This is a genomic window from Pseudanabaena sp. FACHB-1998, assembly GCF_014696355.1.
In the GTDB taxonomy this organism is placed as follows: domain Bacteria; phylum Cyanobacteriota; class Cyanobacteriia; order Pseudanabaenales; family Pseudanabaenaceae; genus Pseudanabaena.
The window spans coordinates 1-19,531 of sequence record NZ_JACJQA010000019.1 but is presented as its reverse complement, the minus strand read 5'-3'; the positions used below and the strand labels follow the sequence as shown (position 1 = coordinate 19,531).

Annotated in this window: 20 protein-coding genes; 10 read left to right on the top strand and 10 right to left on the bottom strand. The window is 42.0% G+C overall.

What is annotated here, in order from left to right:
* The first annotated feature begins 257 nt into the window (after positions 1-257).
* Positions 258-2,135 (top strand): iron uptake porin, encoded by a 1,878-nt coding sequence (locus H6F42_RS07365; protein ID WP_199288946.1) that lies wholly within the window; start codon positions 258-260, stop codon positions 2,133-2,135.
* A gap of 260 nt (positions 2,136-2,395) precedes the next feature.
* The gene (locus tag H6F42_RS07360; protein WP_190398710.1) at positions 2,396-3,661 is read left to right on the top strand and encodes a hypothetical protein; all 1,266 of its coding nucleotides are present in this window, start codon (positions 2,396-2,398) and stop codon (positions 3,659-3,661) included.
* Between the two features lie 125 nt (positions 3,662-3,786).
* On the opposite strand, the gene H6F42_RS07355 is transcribed toward H6F42_RS07360, so the two are convergent.
* On the bottom strand, positions 3,787-4,743 hold the full coding sequence (locus H6F42_RS07355) for an AEC family transporter (RefSeq protein WP_190398709.1): 957 nt from the start codon (positions 4,741-4,743) through the stop codon (positions 3,787-3,789).
* Positions 4,730-6,604 (bottom strand): N-acetylmuramoyl-L-alanine amidase, encoded by a 1,875-nt coding sequence (locus H6F42_RS07350; protein ID WP_190398708.1) that lies wholly within the window; start codon positions 6,602-6,604, stop codon positions 4,730-4,732. The genes H6F42_RS07355 and H6F42_RS07350 overlap by 14 nt, the downstream gene beginning before the upstream one ends.
* 256 nt (positions 6,605-6,860) lie before the next feature.
* Here H6F42_RS07350 and H6F42_RS07345 point away from each other — a divergent pair, with 256 nt between their 5' ends.
* The 4 genes from H6F42_RS07345 to H6F42_RS07330 all read left to right on the top strand — a co-directional run bounded on the left by H6F42_RS07345 (position 6,861) and on the right by H6F42_RS07330 (position 10,736).
* The gene (locus H6F42_RS07345) at positions 6,861-7,802 is read left to right on the top strand and encodes an NAD-dependent epimerase/dehydratase family protein (protein WP_190398707.1); all 942 of its coding nucleotides are present in this window, start codon (positions 6,861-6,863) and stop codon (positions 7,800-7,802) included.
* 99 nt (positions 7,803-7,901) lie between these two features.
* Entirely contained in the window at positions 7,902-8,348 is a 447-nt protein-coding gene (locus tag H6F42_RS07340) for a hypothetical protein (protein ID WP_190398706.1), read from the top strand.
* 9 nt (positions 8,349-8,357) lie between these two features.
* Complete coding sequence (locus tag H6F42_RS07335) at positions 8,358-8,837, top strand: hypothetical protein (protein ID WP_242018360.1); 480 nt, start codon at positions 8,358-8,360, stop codon at positions 8,835-8,837.
* A gap of 150 nt (positions 8,838-8,987) precedes the next feature.
* Positions 8,988-10,736 carry an EAL domain-containing response regulator gene (locus H6F42_RS07330; RefSeq protein WP_190398705.1) on the top strand — a complete coding sequence of 583 codons (1,749 nt, stop codon included), beginning with the start codon at positions 8,988-8,990 and terminating at the stop codon, positions 10,734-10,736.
* Between the two features lie 75 nt (positions 10,737-10,811).
* Here the strand turns inward: H6F42_RS07330 and lpxB are convergent, their stop codons facing one another.
* Together lpxB and H6F42_RS07320 are read right to left on the bottom strand one after the other, a co-directional pair.
* Positions 10,812-12,005 (bottom strand): lipid-A-disaccharide synthase, encoded by a 1,194-nt coding sequence (gene lpxB / locus H6F42_RS07325; protein WP_242018359.1) that lies wholly within the window; start codon positions 12,003-12,005, stop codon positions 10,812-10,814.
* Positions 12,006-12,043: 38 nt separating this feature from the next.
* A complete protein-coding gene (locus tag H6F42_RS07320) occupies positions 12,044-12,637 on the bottom strand; it encodes a Uma2 family endonuclease (RefSeq protein ID WP_242018358.1) in 594 nt (197 codons plus the stop codon).
* Positions 12,638-12,716: 79 nt separating this feature from the next.
* Here H6F42_RS07320 and rpmI point away from each other — a divergent pair, with 79 nt between their 5' ends.
* Positions 12,717-12,914 carry a 50S ribosomal protein L35 gene (gene rpmI, locus H6F42_RS07315; RefSeq protein ID WP_126386243.1) on the top strand — a complete coding sequence of 66 codons (198 nt, stop codon included), beginning with the start codon at positions 12,717-12,719 and terminating at the stop codon, positions 12,912-12,914.
* Between the two features lie 71 nt (positions 12,915-12,985).
* Positions 12,986-13,339, top strand: a complete 354-nt coding sequence (gene rplT / locus H6F42_RS07310) for a 50S ribosomal protein L20 (RefSeq protein ID WP_190398704.1) — start codon at positions 12,986-12,988, stop codon at positions 13,337-13,339.
* A gap of 425 nt (positions 13,340-13,764) precedes the next feature.
* Here the strand turns inward: rplT and H6F42_RS07305 are convergent, their stop codons facing one another.
* On the bottom strand, positions 13,765-13,965 hold the full coding sequence (locus H6F42_RS07305) for a hypothetical protein (RefSeq protein ID WP_190398703.1): 201 nt from the start codon (positions 13,963-13,965) through the stop codon (positions 13,765-13,767).
* Between the two features lie 199 nt (positions 13,966-14,164).
* Between H6F42_RS07305 and queA the strand changes: the two genes are divergently transcribed.
* The gene (gene queA / locus H6F42_RS07300) at positions 14,165-15,223 is read left to right on the top strand and encodes a tRNA preQ1(34) S-adenosylmethionine ribosyltransferase-isomerase QueA (protein WP_190398702.1); all 1,059 of its coding nucleotides are present in this window, start codon (positions 14,165-14,167) and stop codon (positions 15,221-15,223) included.
* A 35-nt stretch (positions 15,224-15,258) separates the two neighbouring features.
* Here queA and H6F42_RS22075 read toward each other — a convergent pair whose 3' ends face one another.
* The 5 genes from H6F42_RS22075 to H6F42_RS07275 all read right to left on the bottom strand — a co-directional run bounded on the left by H6F42_RS22075 (position 15,259) and on the right by H6F42_RS07275 (position 18,154).
* Positions 15,259-16,077, bottom strand: coding sequence for a DALR anticodon-binding domain-containing protein (locus H6F42_RS22075; protein WP_190398701.1), 819 nt, complete (start codon positions 16,075-16,077; stop codon positions 15,259-15,261).
* Positions 16,050-16,409, bottom strand: coding sequence for a hypothetical protein (locus H6F42_RS07290; protein WP_190398700.1), 360 nt, complete (start codon positions 16,407-16,409; stop codon positions 16,050-16,052). Before H6F42_RS07290 ends, H6F42_RS22075 begins: the two co-directional genes overlap by 28 nt.
* Positions 16,410-16,472: 63 nt before the next feature.
* Positions 16,473-16,868, bottom strand: coding sequence for an ACP S-malonyltransferase (locus H6F42_RS07285; protein WP_190398699.1), 396 nt, complete (start codon positions 16,866-16,868; stop codon positions 16,473-16,475).
* A complete protein-coding gene (locus H6F42_RS07280; protein ID WP_190398698.1) occupies positions 16,865-17,251 on the bottom strand; it encodes a DUF433 domain-containing protein in 387 nt (128 codons plus the stop codon). The genes H6F42_RS07285 and H6F42_RS07280 overlap by 4 nt, the downstream gene beginning before the upstream one ends.
* A 324-nt stretch (positions 17,252-17,575) precedes the next feature.
* Positions 17,576-18,154 carry a hypothetical protein gene (locus tag H6F42_RS07275; RefSeq protein WP_190398697.1) on the bottom strand — a complete coding sequence of 193 codons (579 nt, stop codon included), beginning with the start codon at positions 18,152-18,154 and terminating at the stop codon, positions 17,576-17,578.
* Between the two features lie 384 nt (positions 18,155-18,538).
* Here H6F42_RS07275 and H6F42_RS07270 point away from each other — a divergent pair, with 384 nt between their 5' ends.
* Positions 18,539-19,411 (top strand): Rpn family recombination-promoting nuclease/putative transposase, encoded by an 873-nt coding sequence (locus H6F42_RS07270; protein WP_190398696.1) that lies wholly within the window; start codon positions 18,539-18,541, stop codon positions 19,409-19,411.
* Positions 19,412-19,531: the final 120 nt, after the last annotated feature.

Below are 19,531 nucleotides of genomic sequence, written 5' to 3'. Positions count from 1 at the left end.
TTTTTTAATTACTCAGTCTTCACTCTTTTAAAGCTTTTCATGTTTTTAGCATTAAGTTTTTATAAATTTAATGTTTTTGTAACTTATATCTGTGATCACTTGTATTAGGACAAATCAAAACCAAGGAGCGAGTGTCGGCGCGAAGCGGCGCAACTGGTCTTCTGGTTTTGTGTACTAACAAGAATGGCAACAGATATAGCTTAAGAGTCTACTGAAAGCTATCTAGAAAATTGGTTAAGTGAGGATAGTCAATAATTATGTCATTAAAGCCTAAGCCCAATTCTGAGGCAAAAAAATTTGCCGCACTAGCATTTACAGCGATTTCATCTACAATCATCGCTAACTTTGTCAGTACTGGGACTGCTCAAGCGGAGCCTCAAGTTAACGCTCAAAGTAAGGCAGATCAAATCTCTAACGACTCCAATTTGCTTAAGGCGATCGCTAGAGATCCGATGATCATCTCTAGTCCCTCCTCGTCGGCAACCGTTCCTACCAATCTCACCGCCGATTCGCAGATGATTCGGGCGATTAATACTGAGGCAGCACCTCTATATACCAATAAAGCAAGTGAGCGATCGGCTAAAAAGGGGAATTCGCAGCTTAATGCTCAGAATGTCACTTCAGTTTCGCAACTGAGTGATGTCAAACCCACCGACTGGGCTTTTACGGCTTTGCAATCCCTTGTGGAACGCTATGGCTGTATTGCGGGCTATCCCGATCGCACCTATCGCGGTAATCAAGCAACTAGCCGCTATGAATTTGCGGCTGGCTTAAATGCTTGTCTTGACAAGATCAATGAAATTATTTCCGCAGGACTATCGGATAAGGTCAGTAAGGAAGATTTGGCGACCTTAAGCAAATTGCAGGAGGAATATGCGGTTGAGCTTGCCACGCTGCGTGGGCGTGTTGATGCTCTTGATGCCAAAACTGCCAAATTGGAAGCACAGCAATTTTCGACTACGACTAAGTTATTTGGACAAGCAATTTTTGGTTTGCAGAGCCGCTTTGCGAATACTGGTAGCTTGACCCCACGGAATGGCACGAAAAATACGCCCGATGATGCCACTAATTTGACCTTTGGCTATAACCTGCAATTGAGTCTAGTTACTCAATTTGACAATCGCAGTGTTTTGCTAACAGGTTTGCAAGCGGGTAATGCGACCACGGCATCCACCTCTTTTATTAACAACAACTTCCTCACTAATACTTACACCCGTTTAGGCTATGAGCTAGATACTGCCAACGCCTTCCAACTTAGTGATTTGTCCTATCGCTTTTTGGTGGGCGATCGCTTAGCCGTAATTGTCGGTGCGGCAGGTGTTAGCCCTTCTAGCGTATTTCGTGGACCCAATCGCTATGAAAGTGCGGGTCAAGGACCTCTTTCCGCCTTTGCTCAACGTAATCCCATCCTCAACTTCCCCGGGCAAGCTGGAGCAGGTTTTGACTGGCAAATCACGGACAATGTCAGCTTGCAGGGTGTATATGCCGCATCGCTTGCCTCCAACCCTCAAATTGGTCTAACGGGTGGTCCTTTTACCGCAGGCGCTCAACTGTCCTTAACACCAACCGATACCGTTGACCTCGCGCTGTATTACCTAAATTCCTACACTACTAATGCCAGTTTGAATACTGGGGTTGGCGATAATTTGATTGGTCCGATCGCGGGACGTTTTTCTACTAATGCCTTTGGCGGTACGGTAGCTTGGAGACTATCGCCCAGAATCACCATCGGTGGTTGGGCTGGTTACACCGCATCCGATGCCAAGGATACGGGAGTGGGTGGATCGGTTAGCACCTTTAACTGGATGACCTTCTTAAACTTCCCAGACCTATTTGCAGAAGGCAACTTGGGCGGTATCTATGTTGGTCAACCACCTAAAATTACTAGCAGCACCCTCACCCAAAACGGTGTTCCTGCTTTTAATATCCCCAGTGCGATCGGTTTGACTGGTGTAAATGCTGGTGATTTTGGCGGACAACCTGCTAGCACTACCCATTTAGAGTTGTTCTATCGGATGCGCCTGAGTGACAATATCAGCATTACCCCCGGATTATTGTTTATTTTCAATCCTGTGCAAACTTCAGGTAGTGACACAATTACCGTTGGCGCTATTCGTACCACCTTCACTTTCTAAGGAAGGAGTAAATCCTTGAGCAAGCCTCATTATTTTAGGGAGATTTGCTCAAGGATTTTGCAAACTGAAATTCACAGAAAATTTTTTGAAGATTTTGGGAACCATACAAATAGCTTAGCCGTCTGGTATGACTTAAGAGCCTATTTGGAACTACGTCCGAGCTATTTACGTCGCTGATTGCTTTTTGTAGATAGGCAATTACTTGATTCTCAGGATTATTCAAGCAAGCACAACAAATATTTTTTAAGAGGGACAGAAAAATGCTAACTCGGATTAAAAATTACACATTCAACTTGGGGGCGATCGCAATTACCTTGGGGGCTTCGGCGATTGTGTCGGCTCCATCCTTTGCCCAAACCACATCCATTCCAATTACGGGTGGAAGCTTTACGGTTAATGTCACTAATGCTGCTACTAACAATGTCACCAGCACAGCTGTAACGGTACTTACGCCAGTGGGTACTGCCACCGTTTCGGCGCTCTCGGGTACTACTGTTGGCACTACTAACTTAACAACAGGCAATAACTTTGATATTGCTGGTAAATCTACAGGCTCAGTCAATTTTGATACAGGCAAGACTGCTACCTTTACAGATGCCAACACTACTATCAAGGGCAAAATCGTTGATAGTGCTTCTACAGCTAATATCTCAGCCTTAACTGCTTCCGAAACAATTAAAGGCTCGATTCAGACTGGTTCTTCGATTGATGTCCTAACTTCCAGTATTTCCACTCTGCCGACAAATAACATTGTTGTGCCAATTACTGGTGGTTCCTTTGATGTAATTCGATTTACCGATGGTACTGTTTCTAATACCAAAACTACCGTTTTGACTCCTTTTGGTACGGCTAATTTAACTAGTCTTACCTATGCGACTCTCGACAATTTGAATGGCGCTTCCATTTTCAAGGTCGGTGATGATATTCGGGGAGCAGGTAAAGCTTCGGGAACCGTAGCTGTTGACACCACGAAGATTAGTAAATTTACCGATGCGAATATTGCGACCCTAGGTACAGTGAAGACTGCGACCGATCTGGGCGGGGCTTCGTTTAACCTCAAAGGTGATGTGACGGGTGGGAACTTGGTAGTGCCTTCTTCTAGCGTTACCACTCTTCCTCCTACAAGCAATCTTGGCTCAATTATCTTGATTGTTGCTAATCCTAAATTGTTAAAATTAGTTTCTTCAGAATCTAAGTTTACTTCTTTGGAGAAGTTCAAGTTCCTTGTGGTACTGTCGAAGAATTCCGAGTTACTCTCCTACACTGAGTCCAAGTCCACAGAGGTTTCCAATGCTGAGACTGTCTCTATCGGCGATAGCAATGTAACTGATTCCGTAATCTTTCTATCCTTCAAAAAGATTGTTCTATTCCCTGTATCCCATGAGGTTTCTTTTAAGCGCCCCGTGCTAGTAGTTGGCAAGGTTTCTCCTGGTCAATTGAAGAAGCAACGGGTGGTGTTTGTGGGTATGTCTAGCCGTTTGATTTCTGGCTTTGGTACGGTTGCCAAGGTTGAGCAAGACGACTAAATATAGCCGTATAAACTCCAAAAGAAAAATGGCGGCGCTTTGCGCCACCATTTTTCTTTTGGAGTTTATAGCAAAGCAAGAGTTAGCTAATGCAAGTGGCTACAGATATACAAAGCAAAATGGGTTTAGCCAAAACAGACGATCCATACTGGCAGCATGAAAATTAAGCCGATAAAAGAGAAAGCGATTGTGCTGATTAACAAATCGCGATCGAGGTTATAGACCTCCGCCAAGATCAATACCGATAAACCCGTAGGCGTACCCGACATCAAAGTGAGAATTAGGCGCGGATCATCCCGTAGCCCAAAAGCCGTAGCCCCCAAACCGATCGCCAAAGGCACGATCGCCACCCGCAAAAAAGCCGCGATCGCCGCAGGTTTGAGACTTTCCCACTTCTCGATTTTGCCCAATCGCAAACCGACTAAAGACAACGCAAAGGCGATCGTCACCCATACCCCCAAATCCAAACTCGACTCGATCGCTTCTGGTAAACCAAAGGGGCGCGTATACCAACCGATCGCAAAAGCCCAGAGACTCGGCACAGTCGCCACATCTAGCAACAATTTCCACCAAGGTGGCTTCACATCACTCTTGCCGAAATAACTCGCAATAAATACGGCAATACCATAATTTCCCGCCACATTACTCGCAAGGCTATACAAAACCGCCCAATCTGCATAGCTGGAACTCGCAAGGGAATTAGTCAGCGTCAAGCCCACAAAGCCAGTATTACCCAGCATCGTCGCCAAGATGAAACTACCCAAACTAGAGCGATCGCTATGCTCTTGTTTGGCAAACTGCCAACCGATTAGCGCCAACAGCCAACTGAGAATTAAAGCCGCGATCGCCACATAGGGAATGTAAGGCGTTTCGGAAAACTGGGTATGACGGGCAAGTACAAATAGCTGTAATGGCACACCCACCCAATAGAGAGCTACACCCAAAAATTTTGAAGCATTACTAGGGACAAATTTAGAAGCTAATAAACCAACCCCTGTCCAGAGCAGTAGAGGAATATAAGCATTGATGAGATCGCCAAAATGGAAGATCGACCAAAAATTAAGAGAATCAGTTAGCAGCATTCAAAATCCATTCGGTAATACCATCGGCAAGGGTAGAAGCAAGTAATTTTTGCTGCTGGGCATCAATTATCCATTCAAATTCCACAGGATTAATCATAAATCCTAGTTCCAAAAGTACTGATGGAGTACTAGTCGGGCGCGTAAGGGCTAAATTATTCCAATACACCCCATAATCACGACGATTCAATTTCTTTGTAAGATAGGCATTGATAAACTTCGCAAAATCCTGAGCTTGAGGATTGTACCAAAAAGCGCTTACCCCCGAAGTATTAATTGCATCACCATCATCAGGCAGCGCGTTGTAATGAATGCTAATTGCCAAAGTGGGTTCCTCCTGCTCAATTAGATTCACCCTCGTTGCCAACTCCACATCATCATCAGCCTTGCGGGTCATTACCACCGTTGCACCCCGCTTCTGAAGTTCCGACTGCAAAAGTTGCGAAGTAATCAGAGTGACATCCTTTTCGGGATAGCCCGTTGCCCCCCTAGAGCCTAAATCCTCCTTGCCGCCATGCCCCGCATCTAAGAGGATTTTGACATTCTGGAGAGATTGAGGTGTTTCAGGAGTGGAATTAGATGTAAGCAGTGGTGGATGTTTGAGGGATAGAATTAAATTTGTGCCTTCATAGCGAACCTTGTAGCCCCATTGTTGTTTGGGTTTGAGGTTGATGGTATAGGTTATTTTATCTGGTTCCGTTTGAGCCCAATCTAACTTATTCACAATGGAATCGGGCGCGATCGCAATGGTATCGGTTTGCGAAGTCACGTTGTAGAGAGTTAAGGCGATCGCGCGATCGCTTTGAATGAGCGACAATGGTACAGGCACTTCTAGGGGAATCACTACCTCCGTCCAAACGCTATTTTGATCGGCTTTGCTAATCACTCGCTTAGTACTGATACTGCGAACGATAGAATGGGGCGCAACTTCCGCATCTTCCACTTTGGTAAAGTTCTCTCTCACCCATCCACCATAATCCAAGCGCAACCAATTTCCCTGCCTACCCGTCACCAGAGCCTTAGTCCCTTTGGGCAAAGGAGTTAAACGCGAAAAATCTGTACTTGCGCCAGTTCTGGCATCGGCAGCGATCGCTGTAATTTCCACGACTTGCAAATTTTGCGGCGCGAGAATTTCTACATTTCCTGTCGCTTTTTCTTGAATTAGGCGATCGCCTAAGCGCATTTCATAGATTGGTTGCCCTAATTTACTGGGCTTCTCAAAGCTGGCACAACCTCGAAAATAGCCCAAAGGCGATTCTTCAGTTGCTTTATTATTGTCCGTTAGTACCGAAGAGTTGGGCGGTAGCTGAACATTACGGCGACGGGGCAGCATCGGAATTTCGCGATCGCCAATTTTGGCAACTACTTTGGCGCTAGGCGTAGCGATCGCCTCAAAGCAAATGCGCTCATTCGGTTGTCTGGCAATATTGACTTTAGGAAAAAGGGAATCTGGAATAAAGCCAATATCCTTGGGAGGCAAGGTGATCCGCGACTCACGCATGACCTTAACGGTTATTAGCTGTTGGCGATTACTGCTCCCATTTTCGCCATCTTCAGGACTCGAATACTGAATCTGAAAAATATTTTCTCCCAACTTCAAGGGCAAGCTTGGCGCAAAATGTCCCGCTTCACTACGGGAGATCAATTTGCCGTTAATACTGACATTGCCCACTTTTGGCGCAGTGCCAATAAAAAACAGGCGATCGCTAGTGGTCGTATGTTGCAAAGGGGGATAGGTCAGATGTAGTTGTGTGGGCGGCGTAAAAGTTTGAGTTGGTGGTTGAGTTTGGGGTTGAGCTTCCATTGCCAAAACACAAATAAAACTCAAAAAAGCGATCGCTACAATGCCAATCAGTCGCCGCATAATTTCCAGTACTTGTCTAAACGTGCGATGCATCGCATCACCATCTAACTATAGCTGTCGCCATCTAAGTTAAAACAATTAAAACCAAAAAATAGAGTTGTCAGTACCTTTTGCCCTGACAACTCTATTTTTTGGTTTTTGAAATTATGAAAGTGTTGCAAATCAACACTTTCATAATTTCCCTTGGTTTGGGTTTGAGCGCAAATTGCTGTAAATTGTGAAAGTTAGTCAATTCTGAAAGAAAATTAATCATCAAATGAAAATTTTAGTCATGGGTGGCACAAGGTTCATCGGTGTGTCCCTAGTTAAATTATTGGTAGAACAAGGACATGAAGTAACCTTGTTTAATCGCGGCAAAAAGCCTGCACCCGTGGCAGGATTGCGGACAATTCTTGGCGATCGCACCGATCCTCAGCAACTCCAAGACAAACTTAGTGGTGAATCCTTCGAGGCAATTTTTGATAACAATGGGCGCGAACTGAGCGATACCCAGCCCCTAGTCGAAATTTTCCGCGATCGCCTTCAGCATTTTATTTACATGAGTTCCGCAGGTGTATATCTCGATAGCGATGTCCTCCCCTACCATGAGTCCGATGCCGTCGATCCTAAGAGTCGCCATAAAGGAAAACTAGACACCGAGGCATATTTGCAACAGGTTCGCTCCGAAAATGGTTTTCCCTATACTTCCATTCGTCCTACCTATATCTATGGACCTCGTAACTATAACGATGTGGAAGCTTGGTTTTTTGATCGCATCGTGCGCGATCGCCCCATCCCCATTCCCGCCAACGGTAAATTTATTACCCAGCTAGGACATGTCGAAGATTTAGCTGCCGCCATGGTTGCCGTATTAGGCAATCAAAAAGCGATCGGCGAAATCTACAATATTTCCGACACGCGCTATGTCACTTTTACAGGACTCGCCAAACAATGCGCGATCGCCGCAGGCAAAGATCCCAGCCAACTAAATATTGTCTATTACAATCCCAAAGACTTTGACTTCGGCAAAAAGAAAGCCTTTCCTTTCCGTTTACAACATTTCTTTGCCTCAGTCAGCAAAGCTTCCCAAGATCTCCAGTGGACTCCCAAATACGATCTCATCTCTGGATTAAGAACTTCCTTTGAGCAAGATTATGTCCCATCAAATCGTTCTCAAGTAGATATTGACTTCTCCACCGATGATCTCATTTTGAAATAAGGAACTAACTTTTGATGGCGTGGCGAAGCTTTGTCATCACTAGAATTAAAAAGCTTGCATTGCAAGCTTTTTAAGCAAATCATAAAATTATGAAGCATTATGAAAAATAAAAGAATTCACTATAATGCAATTATTTATCTCATAATTTTATTCTTAGGATATGTCATTGGCGGCTATCTTCTAGCAGTCTATAACGTTAACTACCTCCTATTGTTAGGAACCTTTTTGGTAACATTGCGCCTCGCCCAGACAGGATCTTCATCCATTGCCCTCGCGATCGCATGGATATCTTTATGGTTTTGGGGCAGTGCTTTTGTCTGGGCAAAACCGATTGTTTTAGGCGATATTTCAGCACAGAATGTCGCTTTTTTGCTATTGCTATGTTGGGCGCTATCAGTAGGTATAATATTTCTATTAGCGTTTGCCAACAAACGTATGTATAAACTAGGTTTAGATCATCAAAAATCAACCTATGGATTATTGATTATTGTCTGGGGGGCAATAGTAATTGGTTGGAATATCTATCAACGAATTATATCTAGGTAAAAGGTTTCTATGCATCAATCCAATAATCCATCCTCCAATCCAAATGTTAATAGTCCTGACAGCAAATCCCAAAGTGGCTATACAGCCTATAACAGCAGAGATGCTAATTATTATATGTATCAAATACCATCTCCTACTCTAGATAAGCTAAATGAAGAAGATTGGGAACGGATAAAATCAGTTGTTAATGCAGCTATTCCTAAACCTTCTCCTAAAATTATTGATTTGCGATTTGTTGTAGATTTAATTTTTACTCGCTACTTTGTCGTTTTATTAATTGGGAAAGATAATCGCAAACAGCAAAGGCAATATAAAGTAAATGGAGTGACTAAGGTAGCAAATATAATTGCCGCAATTTTACTAATTATTGCAATGAGCCTATTGATCAGTGCTATTACCATTTTCATTCTTTACCTAATTAAATCAGCACTAGGTATAGACTTATTCCAAGGTCACATTAATGAGGTTTTGTTTCAAAAATCAAAATAATATCTCAATTTGTCAGAAGAACTTGTCAGAAATAGAGGATTTAGAGGATTGTTTTTTGCCAAAAATAAGAACTAAATCCTATAATCCTACAAGCAAATGTTCATGACTAATCACTGTACACACCATAAAACATTTCTTGGGTAATCCATAATGTATGCCTTACTAGTTATAGAAGATGATGATGATATTCGAGAAAACATTTGTGAAATCCTCGAATTAGCTAACTATCGCGTTGTGTCGGCAGCCAATGGACGGGTGGGATTAGAAGTTGCCAAACAGGAAAACCCTGATTTAATTTTGTCAGATATCCAAATGCCAGAAATGGATGGTTACGGATTTTTGGAGGAACTTCGAGAAGATCCTAAGCTCGCAGTAATTCCCTTTATCTTTTTAACGTCTCTGGGCGATCGCCAAGATCTACGCCAAGGAATGTTATCAGGAGCTAATGACTACCTCACAAAACCGATTAATCGTGAAGAGTTGCTAGCGGCCATTAAAGCGCAATTAAGTAAAAAAGAAAAACTTGACCAGCATTACCAAGAAGTTGCCCAAAATCTAGCCCAAGAGCAGTTAGAGCAAATGCTCTATTTTGATGCGCTCACCAAGCTTCCTAATCGCTTAGCGCTTAGAGATCGTCTGGATAAAGTCTTTTGTGATAACTTATCCTCTAATCCCATTCCCATTCTCTTAATTGACATTGATCGCTTCGGTCTGATTAATGATTCCAGAGGAGAAGAATTTGGCGATAGACTTCTACAAGCGATCGCTGAACGGTTACTGGATAGGGTGCAAGATGAGGACACGATATGTCGGCTCAGTGGCGATGAGTTCGCCATCATTTTAGCCACCTGCGATCCCAAAGCCGAAGCCGATAATGTCGCTAACTCTTTATTAGAAGCCTTTTCTACCCCATTTATTGTTGGTCTTACTGAGGTCTATGTAACGGCAAGTATTGGGATTACTATTTACCCTAAAGATGCCAACAGCACCAATGGCATCATGCAAAGAGCAAATCTTGCCCTCCAAGCGGCGAAGCGTCAAGGTGGTAATTGCTATCAATTTTTTGATCAAGCTCAAATTGAACTTCCCCTAAGTTTGGAATTACAAACTGATCTCCATCATGCCCTTGACAATCAAGAATTTGAATTGCATTACCAGCCACAGGTAAATATTGCAACGGGAATAATGTTTGGAGCAGAGTCTTTAATTCGATGGAATCACTCCGATCAAGGAATGATTTCACCACTTAAGTTTATTCCGATCGCGGAAGGTAATGGCTCCATCATTGAGATTGGGGAATGGGTTCTTAAAACAGCCTGTATCCAAACTAAGGAATTACAAACCTTAATTAATCAAAATGCTTTGAAAGAGAAGATTACCGAAGTTCCTCAACTCAAAGTCTCTGTAAATATCTCAGGTCGTCAATTTCAGCAGCAAGATCTCAACAAAAGAATTCTCCATATTCTCGAAGAGACAGATTTTGATCCGCAATACCTAGAATTGGAGTTAACAGAAAGCACCATTGTCCATAGCATTGACTCCAGCTTGGCGAAGTTAAAGGAGTTAAAAGCTCTAGGGGTAAAACTATCAATTGATGACTTTGGTACAGGTTTTTCATCCCTCGGCTATATTAAAAAATTTCCCTTGGATACCTTGAAAATTGATCGCTGTTTTGTGCAGCACATTGATACCGATAGCCAAAATCGAGCCATCTCTAAGGCGATTATCACGATGGCAAAGAGTCTCAATTTTAAAACCGTTGCTGAAGGTGTAGAGACCGAAGGTGAACTTAAAGTTTTACAGGACTTAGGTTGTGACAGTATTCAAGGCTATTACTACAGTCGCCCCCTCCCCTTTGCGAGGTTAAGCGCCTTCGTAAAAGAAGATAAACGTTTATAGAAATTTCTATAAACATTCCAAATAAAAAAATAGAGATTTGCATTTTGCCTGCGGCAAAATGCAAATCTCTATTTTTTATAAATAATCAATAATTGAATCAGCTACACGATTAATAGCCCCTGTCTCGCCAAGGCTCTTACTTACCCTTGCATAGCCATCTAGCATCGTTTGGCGGGATTGAGGATTGATTAACAAATCTAAAGCACTCGCCGCGATCGCCTCAGGAATTGCCTCGTTCTGGACAAACTCAGGCACGACTGATTCCATATTTACCAAATTGACAGGCGAAATAAAGGGCAATTGTAATTTGACGATATGACGGGCAATCCATGCGGTAATTGGGCTGACACGATACAAAATCACCTGCGGTACATTCAGCAAAGCAGTTTCTAAATTTACAGTTCCCGACTTGCTCACTACCAAATCCGCCGCACTAATGGCAATTTGGGACTCTCCTGAAGTAATCGTGGCGTTAATTTCATATTCTGCAAGGAGCTTCTCCACGGCTGGGCGATAGCGCTCTAAGGAGAGGGGCAACCAAAATTTTACATGGGGTAATTGAGATTGAATAATCTTGGCGGCTTTGAGAATGATCGGCATGACATCTTTTAGCTCTTGAGTGCGAGAGGCCGGTAATAAAGTTATCACTAGCTCATCGGCGGCGATGCCCAACATTTTTCTCGCAGTAGGGCGATCGGGAATCTTCGTCATCAAATCCACAAAGGGATGCCCCACCCACTGCACATTAGTCCCCTGTTTTTCGTAATAGACAGCTTCCTGCGGAAAAATTGCCAATAACTTATCCGTAAAAGCGGCGATCGCCCTAGTATTTTTGTCATTAAATGACCAAACCCATTCCTGTGGGGCAATATAATAGACCACAGGTATATTTAAAACTCGCTTAGCAAAATAACCCATGCCTTGATTTGGCATCATGTAATCAATCAGTACCGCCACATCGGGCGGCGACTTTTTGAGCATTTTCTTAGCATTTTCCTGAAGGCGGATTGTGGGCAAAATATAGGGAATCGCCTCCACTGCCCCAATGGAGCCAATGCCGACAGTATTGCCTAATAAGCTGGCTCCTGCCGCCGCCATGCGATCGCCACCCAAGCCAATAATCTCTAGCTCCATCCCTCTCAGGGCAGCGCGATCGCGCAAAGCCTCAATTAAAATCGCCCCATGCCAGTCCCCTGATACCTCTCCTGTACTAATGAATATGCGGCGTTTCATCTTGATTTCTAAGTTAATTTCTGAGCTAGATTCCATACAAATAGAGTAGTTTGTGGCAAAGATCGCCCTATGACTTATACATTCAAGATATCGCTAATTTTGACTTCTAGTTCAGGAAATATGCCAGACCGAAAAGTATCATCTAACCCATAGATAACTTCTTCGTAAAAACCCTCCACTAACGTAAGTACTGTAAATTTACGCTGACTAGGATCAACGATCCAATATTCCGCAATACCTCGGACTGCATATTCCGAGCGCTTGTAACGATAATCTCTCGACTCATTAACTCTGCCTGTGGAAACTACTTCGATCGCAATTAAAGGGGAGGGCATATCTTGGGTGATTATGCCTCTAGATTGATCTTTAATAGCGGCATAACATTCTTCACCTAAAATCATCATGTCAGGAATGCGGACTTTGGCTCTACGACCGCTTACTTCTAGCATGATCTCTTTGTAGCTGAGCCATTCGATGGGAATGAGTTTGAGTAGCTGAGCAAATAATCTTCTAGCAACCGTACAATTTGCTGGTGATTCTGTAGGCATGGCAATTAATTCCCCGTCCACCAGTTCATAGCGAATGTCAGAACCATCATCATAGTTATAAAATTCCTCAAGCGTGAGTAGTTGATTAGCGAGAGCAGTTGCCATGACAGTTTGTGTCATATTATTTCACTCCAAGTTTCAACATATCGCATTTCATTATGGTACACTCGTAAAGGTCAAAAATTTGGACTAGAAAGAAGTGCCTAAGCTCAAAACTCGTAAATCTGCCGCCAAGCGATTCAAGGTGACGGGTAGCGGCAAGTTTGCTCGCCGCCACGCTGGTCGCAATCACCTACTAGAGCATAAATCTACTGCCCGCAAGAGCAGATTAGGTCAAATGGCTATAGTTGACGAAACTGATAATGACAGAGTAAGCGCAATGATGCCTTACGCCTAATTGAAGCTTTTTTAGGGCGTTTATCGCCCTAAAAATATTAAATAAAAACAACTCACGATAATAACGAAGCCATGACGAGAGTAAAACGCGGTAACGTAGCTAGAAAGCGCCGCAACAAAGTACTGAAATTAGCCAAGGGCTTTCGCGGATCGCACTCCAAGCTGTTCCGCACTGCTAACCAGCAGGTAATGAAAGCTCTGCGTAATGCCTACCGCGATCGCCGCAAGAAGAAGCGCGATTTCCGTAGTCTTTGGATTACCCGCATTAATGCTGCGGCTCGCCAACAAGGTTTGAGCTACAGCAAGTTTGCTGGTCTCCTCAAGAAGGCTAATATTGAGATTAATCGCAAGATGCTTTCTCAGATTGCTATTCTTGATCCACAAGCTTTCACAGCGATCGTGGATAAAGTCAAATCTATTGCTTAACTAAAAAATCAAACAAAAAAGCCCAACCATCGGTTGGGCTTTTTTGTTTGATTTTTTAGTTATTCGCTTCCAACCCAAAAACAAGAAGATGCGGCGCTGCACCACATCTCCTTGTTTTTGTTGGTAAATATTTGAGACTGCTGGAATATAAATTTCTTAAGTTTAGTCTTGAGCTTTTGAGATTGTGGTCTCTTTTTAATATCTGTAGAGATTTAAGAAATACCCGTTTATATCAAGAATATTTTAATAACAGCTTCTAGTAATCTCTTAGATTGAATTGGATAATTTTCCAGACTTACTTTAACTTTCAATATTTTGAGCAATTTTGAGCCTATTCGGAGCCTAATGGATTCGGTTTAGCTATAAATAATTTAACCTTACTCTCTCTCTCTGTCTCTAAACCATTAAGATGAAATTTGCCAATCCTAGTGGGCATTAGCAGGTTCACGTACGGGAATTACCGTAACCGACTTAACATCTTTGCTCTTGTTACGAGTATCGTTAATGCTCACAACTGTATAGGTCTTGGTGTTATCTGCACGAAACACGTCCCCAACCGCCAGAGGCTTGTTGTAATTTAAAGCACCAATAAAGCGTTGGTGAAGATCTGTCATTAAGTACTGCATAAACTCCTCATTAAATATCTAATTACTTAGCAAACTCTATGGAAAAACATAGACTGCTGCCATCTGTATACCACTGTTTACGCGATTGGTATATAAAATTTCTTATATTTTTTTGTGAATCTGTCACTTTTTGCCAAACACTTATAAGAAGTACTGCAAATTTTTAAGTAGTGCCTATGTCCCCAAATGCAATCTTTCTATGACTTCATTGCCCGTTAGCGAACTTGAGCCTGACTATGCATTGTCTGCCTATGACTATGAATTACCTAGCGATCGCATAGCCCAAGATCCAGTAACACCGAGGGATACATCGAGACTATTGGTAATTGATGCTGAGCGTAATTTGCTTCATCATCACTTCTATGATTTACCAAATTTTTTGCGGTCTGGGGATTTGCTGGTTTTTAACAACACTAAGGTGATTCCTGCAAGGATGTATGGCAAAAAACTCTCAGGTGTACCTGTAGAAATTTTGCTGATGGAGCCGTTGGGAAATAATCGCTGGTTAGCTTTGGTAAAACCGGGAAAGAGGCTTCCGATTGGCAGCACGATTGTATTTGCGGAGAATGTAAAAGCGACGGTGGAGGGCATTGAGCCATCCACGCGGGCGCGTGAGTTGCAGTTTCATATCCCTGCGGATGCCGATCTCGACAAGATTATCGACCAGTTAGGTCAAATTCCTTTGCCTCCCTATGTGACTGACTCCCATGCGGAGCCAGAGCGCTATCAGACAATCTATGCAGAAATTTCGGGCGCGATCGCTGCGCCGACGGCAGGCTTACATTTCACCGATCAGCTATTTGAAAAGTTGCAGGCGCAGGGGGTTGATCGCGCTTTTGTGACTCTGCACGTCGGTATCGGTACATTTCGTCCTGTGGAGACTGAGGATATTACGCAGCACATTATGCATAATGAGTGGTGTGAAGTGCCTGAAGAGACGATCGCCAAGATTAAAGAAACCAAGGCAAGGGGCGGTCGAGTGATTGGTGTGGGTAGTACAGTGGCGCGATCGCTAGAAAGCTCAAACTATGAAGCGTTTAAGGGTAAAACCAATTTAATGATTTATCCCAGCTATGAGTGGAAAGTGCTAGATGCCATGATTACCAATTTTCATTTGCCTAAGTCCACTTTGCTGATGATGGTGTCATCTTTTTTGGGTAAGGATGGGCGCGAATTTTTAATGTCGGTCTATCAAGAGGCGATCGCTAAGGAATATCGCTTTTATTCCTTTGGTGATGCCATGTTGTTATGGAAATGATTGAAAAAGTGCCGCAAAGCTGCACTTTTTCAATCTTAGAGGTAATGCAAATACTGAACATTACTGGGCGCGAGCGCAAGGAGCATCTTTTGTGTGGATCTAATTAGCAATAGCCTACTTATTGCGATGTTGTGACTAACGCCGAAAATGCGACATTGATCATAAAATTGCAAAAATAGCTCCGCTAGCGATCGCGCTAATTTGTCTCGCTTTTCCTGAACTTTTTTGTTATTGCTAACTATCCCCTTTTCCTGAGCTAGCTGTAAATAATCAGCGATCGCTAAATTCTGCATTAATAAACTAATTTCGACGGGTTCCACACCAATATAAATATTTTGGGGCATTATTTCCGCAGTTAAAGGTAACAAACCCTCGCGATAAGCCAATCTAATTAAGGCACAGCAACGAGCATATGGATAATTAGCTTCAATTATCTTGGGATTAGCATTGAGAGATTGCTTTTGCCAAATTCCATTAATATCCTCAATTCTGATTATTTGTAATTCCTCTAATAGTAATAAGATCTCGCCTAAATACAGCTCTGTAAATTGAATATTCAGCCAGCCTTTACCTATAGCTTGAATTTGCCATCGTGAGACTATTTCGGGATTTTCAGAAGAGATTTTAGTACAAGTTTTGGTGCAAATTTCGGCGATCGCCTTAGCAATAATTAAAGCATCTTGTCCAAGCCGATGGGCTAAGGCGATCGCTATTGGTGAGGTGTAATGAGCAGCATATTTGGGATAGCTAATATTGAGATCAACCTCATGGCAATCTAGGCGAACTCCGAAGCCTGTAGAGATTGCCTCCGTGATCGCCGCTTGAATTATCTGTGATGGCAAAATAAACTGCACAAACTTATTTGCTCAGGAACTTGTAATTCACATAATTTAGCAGCCTCGATCGCAAAGTCAATGCAATTAATTCCCCACCAGATTGAGAACCAACGATCATTGTATTTATCTTCTAGGATGGCGATTGCTTCTTGTAAGGTGCGATCGGGTACTTCAAAGCGGATTGATTTCTTAATATATATTGCACGATCAGAGCGATCAACATAGCCCCAAAATGCTGGAAACTTTGGGATTTTCGGCTTAAATCCGCACCAAGTTTTGACTTCTGCATACTCAAATAAGCAAGCAGCATGGGGAAAGCCTGTTTCGCTAATAATTGTGAGATTACCCATATCTATTTTTTCTATAGGGCGATCGCTATGCCATTAAGTGTATTTAAGCGATCGCATCAAGATTCACGGTATAAAAATTCGTCGTGTCCCTAGATAATTATCCAAATATAGAACTATTTCTAGAAGGCGGTTTAGACAAAGATCTCGATAACTACTATCGGTTAAAATTCGCTTGGCATCTCCAACTGTGACAACAGGCAGAGACGTAGAAGTGTTTTCTTCTTGCAATACTTCTTCTAGTGAATCTTTTCCTTTCATTCTCCTATTGGCGGTTAGCAAGATCATTTGGTTCGTTTGGGCAAATCGCCAAACTACGCGATCGCTGCTATTTACTGGTAATCCCACCTCTTCTAATAATGCAAAACGAATAGGTAATAAATCTAACCAGCCTTGATTGGTGAGTCTTCCTGCCAAAAGCAATGCATGACCTTCAAGATTATGATCGACCAAGAAGATCATGCTGAAATTTCTGACTTGGGTTGAAGTTTTGCTTTCTGTGCTTGAAGTTTTTCCCAAACCACTTCTCGACCTTTTGGTGGCGGTATTTTGACGATCTTGGCAATTAAGTTGCGGTTTTGCTCACCATAATATTTTTTTAGATCTTCTGCTTCTTTGAGAACTATTTGATACTCTTTTTCAACTTCTTCTTGGTGAGAGTGAATATATGCAAATGCAGCGTTGATTTGTGTTTCTGTGAGGTTGAAAAGCCCGCAAACGAATTTAGGTGGATATTTTACATAATCCATCACATCATAAAGCGTGATTCTTGTGCCTGTAATTGTTAGCCCTCTTTCTGTGCGGGTAATTAATTCCTGATTGCTAGGGGGTATATTAATATCCATAATTTTGTCCCTATTTTGCTATTTATTTAATTATTCTATCATTTCTGTCTAGCTTCATTACTAAACGTATCGCTGTAATATCGCCTTGTAACTCAGTGTATTCAGGCGATCGCTAAATATGTTTTTGATGGAATAGGCGATCTTACAAAGAAAACATTCTTGTTTTAACTATATTATTTTAGAAATTACGCAAAAACATTCTTAAATCCGCAACGCACAGTAAGGGCAATTCATGAATTGCTCTTACTGTGACTTCTACGAAACCAATAACTAAATCAACTAGTTTTAAGAAGTTCTTACCTAACCTCTAACTGTAATGACCAACTAGTTAACGCACTGTAACTTTACATCAATTGTTTCTTTTCTCGCAGATCCAGAACCACCACCAAATGCCTTCTCTGCGAAAGCAGAAACTTCTAATGTAATGCCACTCACTCTAGAAGACTCCATTACGGAATAATTCTCAGAATTAGCATTAGATTGATTAGTCCGACCATCATACTTGCCATATTTTCCTGCGTTCAGATTAAATCCTGACTGTGAGTTGCTATTAGAAGAAGCAGCTGATAATGATTCATAAATCTGACCTCCACTGATAAAGCTATGGGATGCAGTAGTCCAATCCATCCGTTTAGAACTTAAAGTTCTACTTCTATAATCAACAATCGACCATCCATTTGGAGCGTTAAAAGGCTTTTTTTTGATGTCGTGGTAAGCTTTACACTCACCATCTCCCCAACCGCAACCTCCTCTGGCACGAGCTTCAACAGTAATAGCTTGTCGAATTATTCTTTGTTCTCCTCTTCTACAATATTGAGCAGATACTGGAGATGAGAAAAGAGTCAAACCACTCGCAAAACAAATAGTAATACTTGTTAGCCCAACTAAATTTTTGTTGTTCATGACTTCTGTACTTGATTTGTGTTTTTAGTGAGAAAGCTTACATTTGGTTAGAATAAATATTCTTCACTTTCAACAAATCAATTTAGTCAATTTGCCTCTTAAAGTTGGCTCAATTCAGCTCGTTTTTTAGCTCAATTTAATTTTTTGAGCTAAAATTATTGTTTGGTTTAACTATTGTTAATTGATCTCAAAGAAATAATTAAGAGAAGTCATAAGTTCAAATACTTATATAATCAAAAAATTACATAATTGCTCATATTGAAACTACTAGACACACTAAAAATCAAATTATTCTGTTCCTTTAGTAATGAAATTAAAGTAGTTACTGATAACATGACTATGAGATGGCTTGTCCATCCCTCTCCCAAAATCTAGCCGCAATAGATGTACGACAACACCTGCAAATTCTTAGTCGAAAACTTTTCGCAAGACTTCGCGACATGGCTTCTTGGGAAACCCATAGAGTTAACCAAAATAGAACCATCAGAACTTGCCAGCGATCCGATTCGTGCGGACTCCGTGATCCTTTTAGAATCAGCAGAAATTATTGTTCATCTAGAATTTCAAACCAAAACTGATGACACGATGCCCTATCGGATGGCAAACTACTGGCTGAGGCTCTATGGCAAATATCGCGATCGCGAAATTCATCAAACCGTAATTTACTTAAGACCAACCAACTCCTCCCTTGCCTACCAAACTAGCTTTAACTCAATAAAACTAAACCATGAATTCAATGTCATTCGTCTCTGGGAGCAGCCCACAGAAACATTTCAGCAATATCAAGGACTCTTGCCTCTGGCAGTTTTAACCAATACCAACAATCCAGAGGCAACATTACGAGATATTGCCAAGCTCATTGACCAGATTGCAGATCAAAAAGTAAAAAGTGATGTCGCTGCGGCTACGTCAATTATTTCTGGGTTAGCATTAAATAAAGAGATCATTCAAAGATTACTTAGGAGTGAAATCATGAAAGAGTCAGTGATTTATCAGGAGATATTGCTAGAAGGCTTAGCCGAAGGCAAGGCTCAAGGCTTGGCTCAAGGTGAAGCTCAAGGCTTAGCTAAGGGCAAAACTCAAGGCAAGACTGAAGCAACTAACCAGATTGCGATCAATCTGCTGCGTTCAAATATTTCTATTGAGGTGATCGCCCAAGTTACAGGGCTTACCCTAAAACAAGTTCAAAAATTACAAAAACTTTCCGAAAAACAGACTCAAATAGTTAAATTACCGCGCCGATCGCCAAAAAACTAATTACTAACTGATGTTACGTGGAAGGAAAACAGAGTAGAGTAAAGATAGACTCCGACAGAGGTTGAAAGGTATGGACAGAAAGTTCTTAGACCTATACTCAGATTACCTAATCAGTAGTTT

Coding starts and splice junctions, on each gene's coding strand:
- H6F42_RS07345 (WP_190398707.1), top strand. CDS start 6,861: ATGAAAATTTTAGTCATGGGTGGCACAAGGTTCATCGGTGTGTCCCTA.
- H6F42_RS07290 (WP_190398700.1), bottom strand. CDS start 16,409: ATGGGTAATCTCACAATTATTAGCGAAACAGGCTTTCCCCATGCTGCT.
- H6F42_RS07285 (WP_190398699.1), bottom strand. CDS start 16,868: ATGATCTTCTTGGTCGATCATAATCTTGAAGGTCATGCATTGCTTTTG.
- H6F42_RS07270 (WP_190398696.1), top strand. CDS start 18,539: ATGTACGACAACACCTGCAAATTCTTAGTCGAAAACTTTTCGCAAGAC.
- H6F42_RS07280 (WP_190398698.1), bottom strand. CDS start 17,251: ATGGATATTAATATACCCCCTAGCAATCAGGAATTAATTACCCGCACA.
- queA (WP_190398702.1), top strand. CDS start 14,165: ATGACTTCATTGCCCGTTAGCGAACTTGAGCCTGACTATGCATTGTCT.
- H6F42_RS07355 (WP_190398709.1), bottom strand. CDS start 4,743: ATGCTGCTAACTGATTCTCTTAATTTTTGGTCGATCTTCCATTTTGGC.
- H6F42_RS07360 (WP_190398710.1), top strand. CDS start 2,396: ATGCTAACTCGGATTAAAAATTACACATTCAACTTGGGGGCGATCGCA.
- H6F42_RS07320 (WP_242018358.1), bottom strand. CDS start 12,637: ATGACACAAACTGTCATGGCAACTGCTCTCGCTAATCAACTACTCACG.
- H6F42_RS07365 (WP_199288946.1), top strand. CDS start 258: ATGTCATTAAAGCCTAAGCCCAATTCTGAGGCAAAAAAATTTGCCGCA.
- H6F42_RS07340 (WP_190398706.1), top strand. CDS start 7,902: ATGAAAAATAAAAGAATTCACTATAATGCAATTATTTATCTCATAATT.
- rplT (WP_190398704.1), top strand. CDS start 12,986: ATGACGAGAGTAAAACGCGGTAACGTAGCTAGAAAGCGCCGCAACAAA.
- lpxB (WP_242018359.1), bottom strand. CDS start 12,005: ATGGAATCTAGCTCAGAAATTAACTTAGAAATCAAGATGAAACGCCGC.
- H6F42_RS07350 (WP_190398708.1), bottom strand. CDS start 6,604: ATGCGGCGACTGATTGGCATTGTAGCGATCGCTTTTTTGAGTTTTATT.
- H6F42_RS07335 (WP_242018360.1), top strand. CDS start 8,358: ATGCATCAATCCAATAATCCATCCTCCAATCCAAATGTTAATAGTCCT.
- H6F42_RS07330 (WP_190398705.1), top strand. CDS start 8,988: ATGTATGCCTTACTAGTTATAGAAGATGATGATGATATTCGAGAAAAC.
- H6F42_RS07305 (WP_190398703.1), bottom strand. CDS start 13,965: ATGCAGTACTTAATGACAGATCTTCACCAACGCTTTATTGGTGCTTTA.
- H6F42_RS07275 (WP_190398697.1), bottom strand. CDS start 18,154: ATGAACAACAAAAATTTAGTTGGGCTAACAAGTATTACTATTTGTTTT.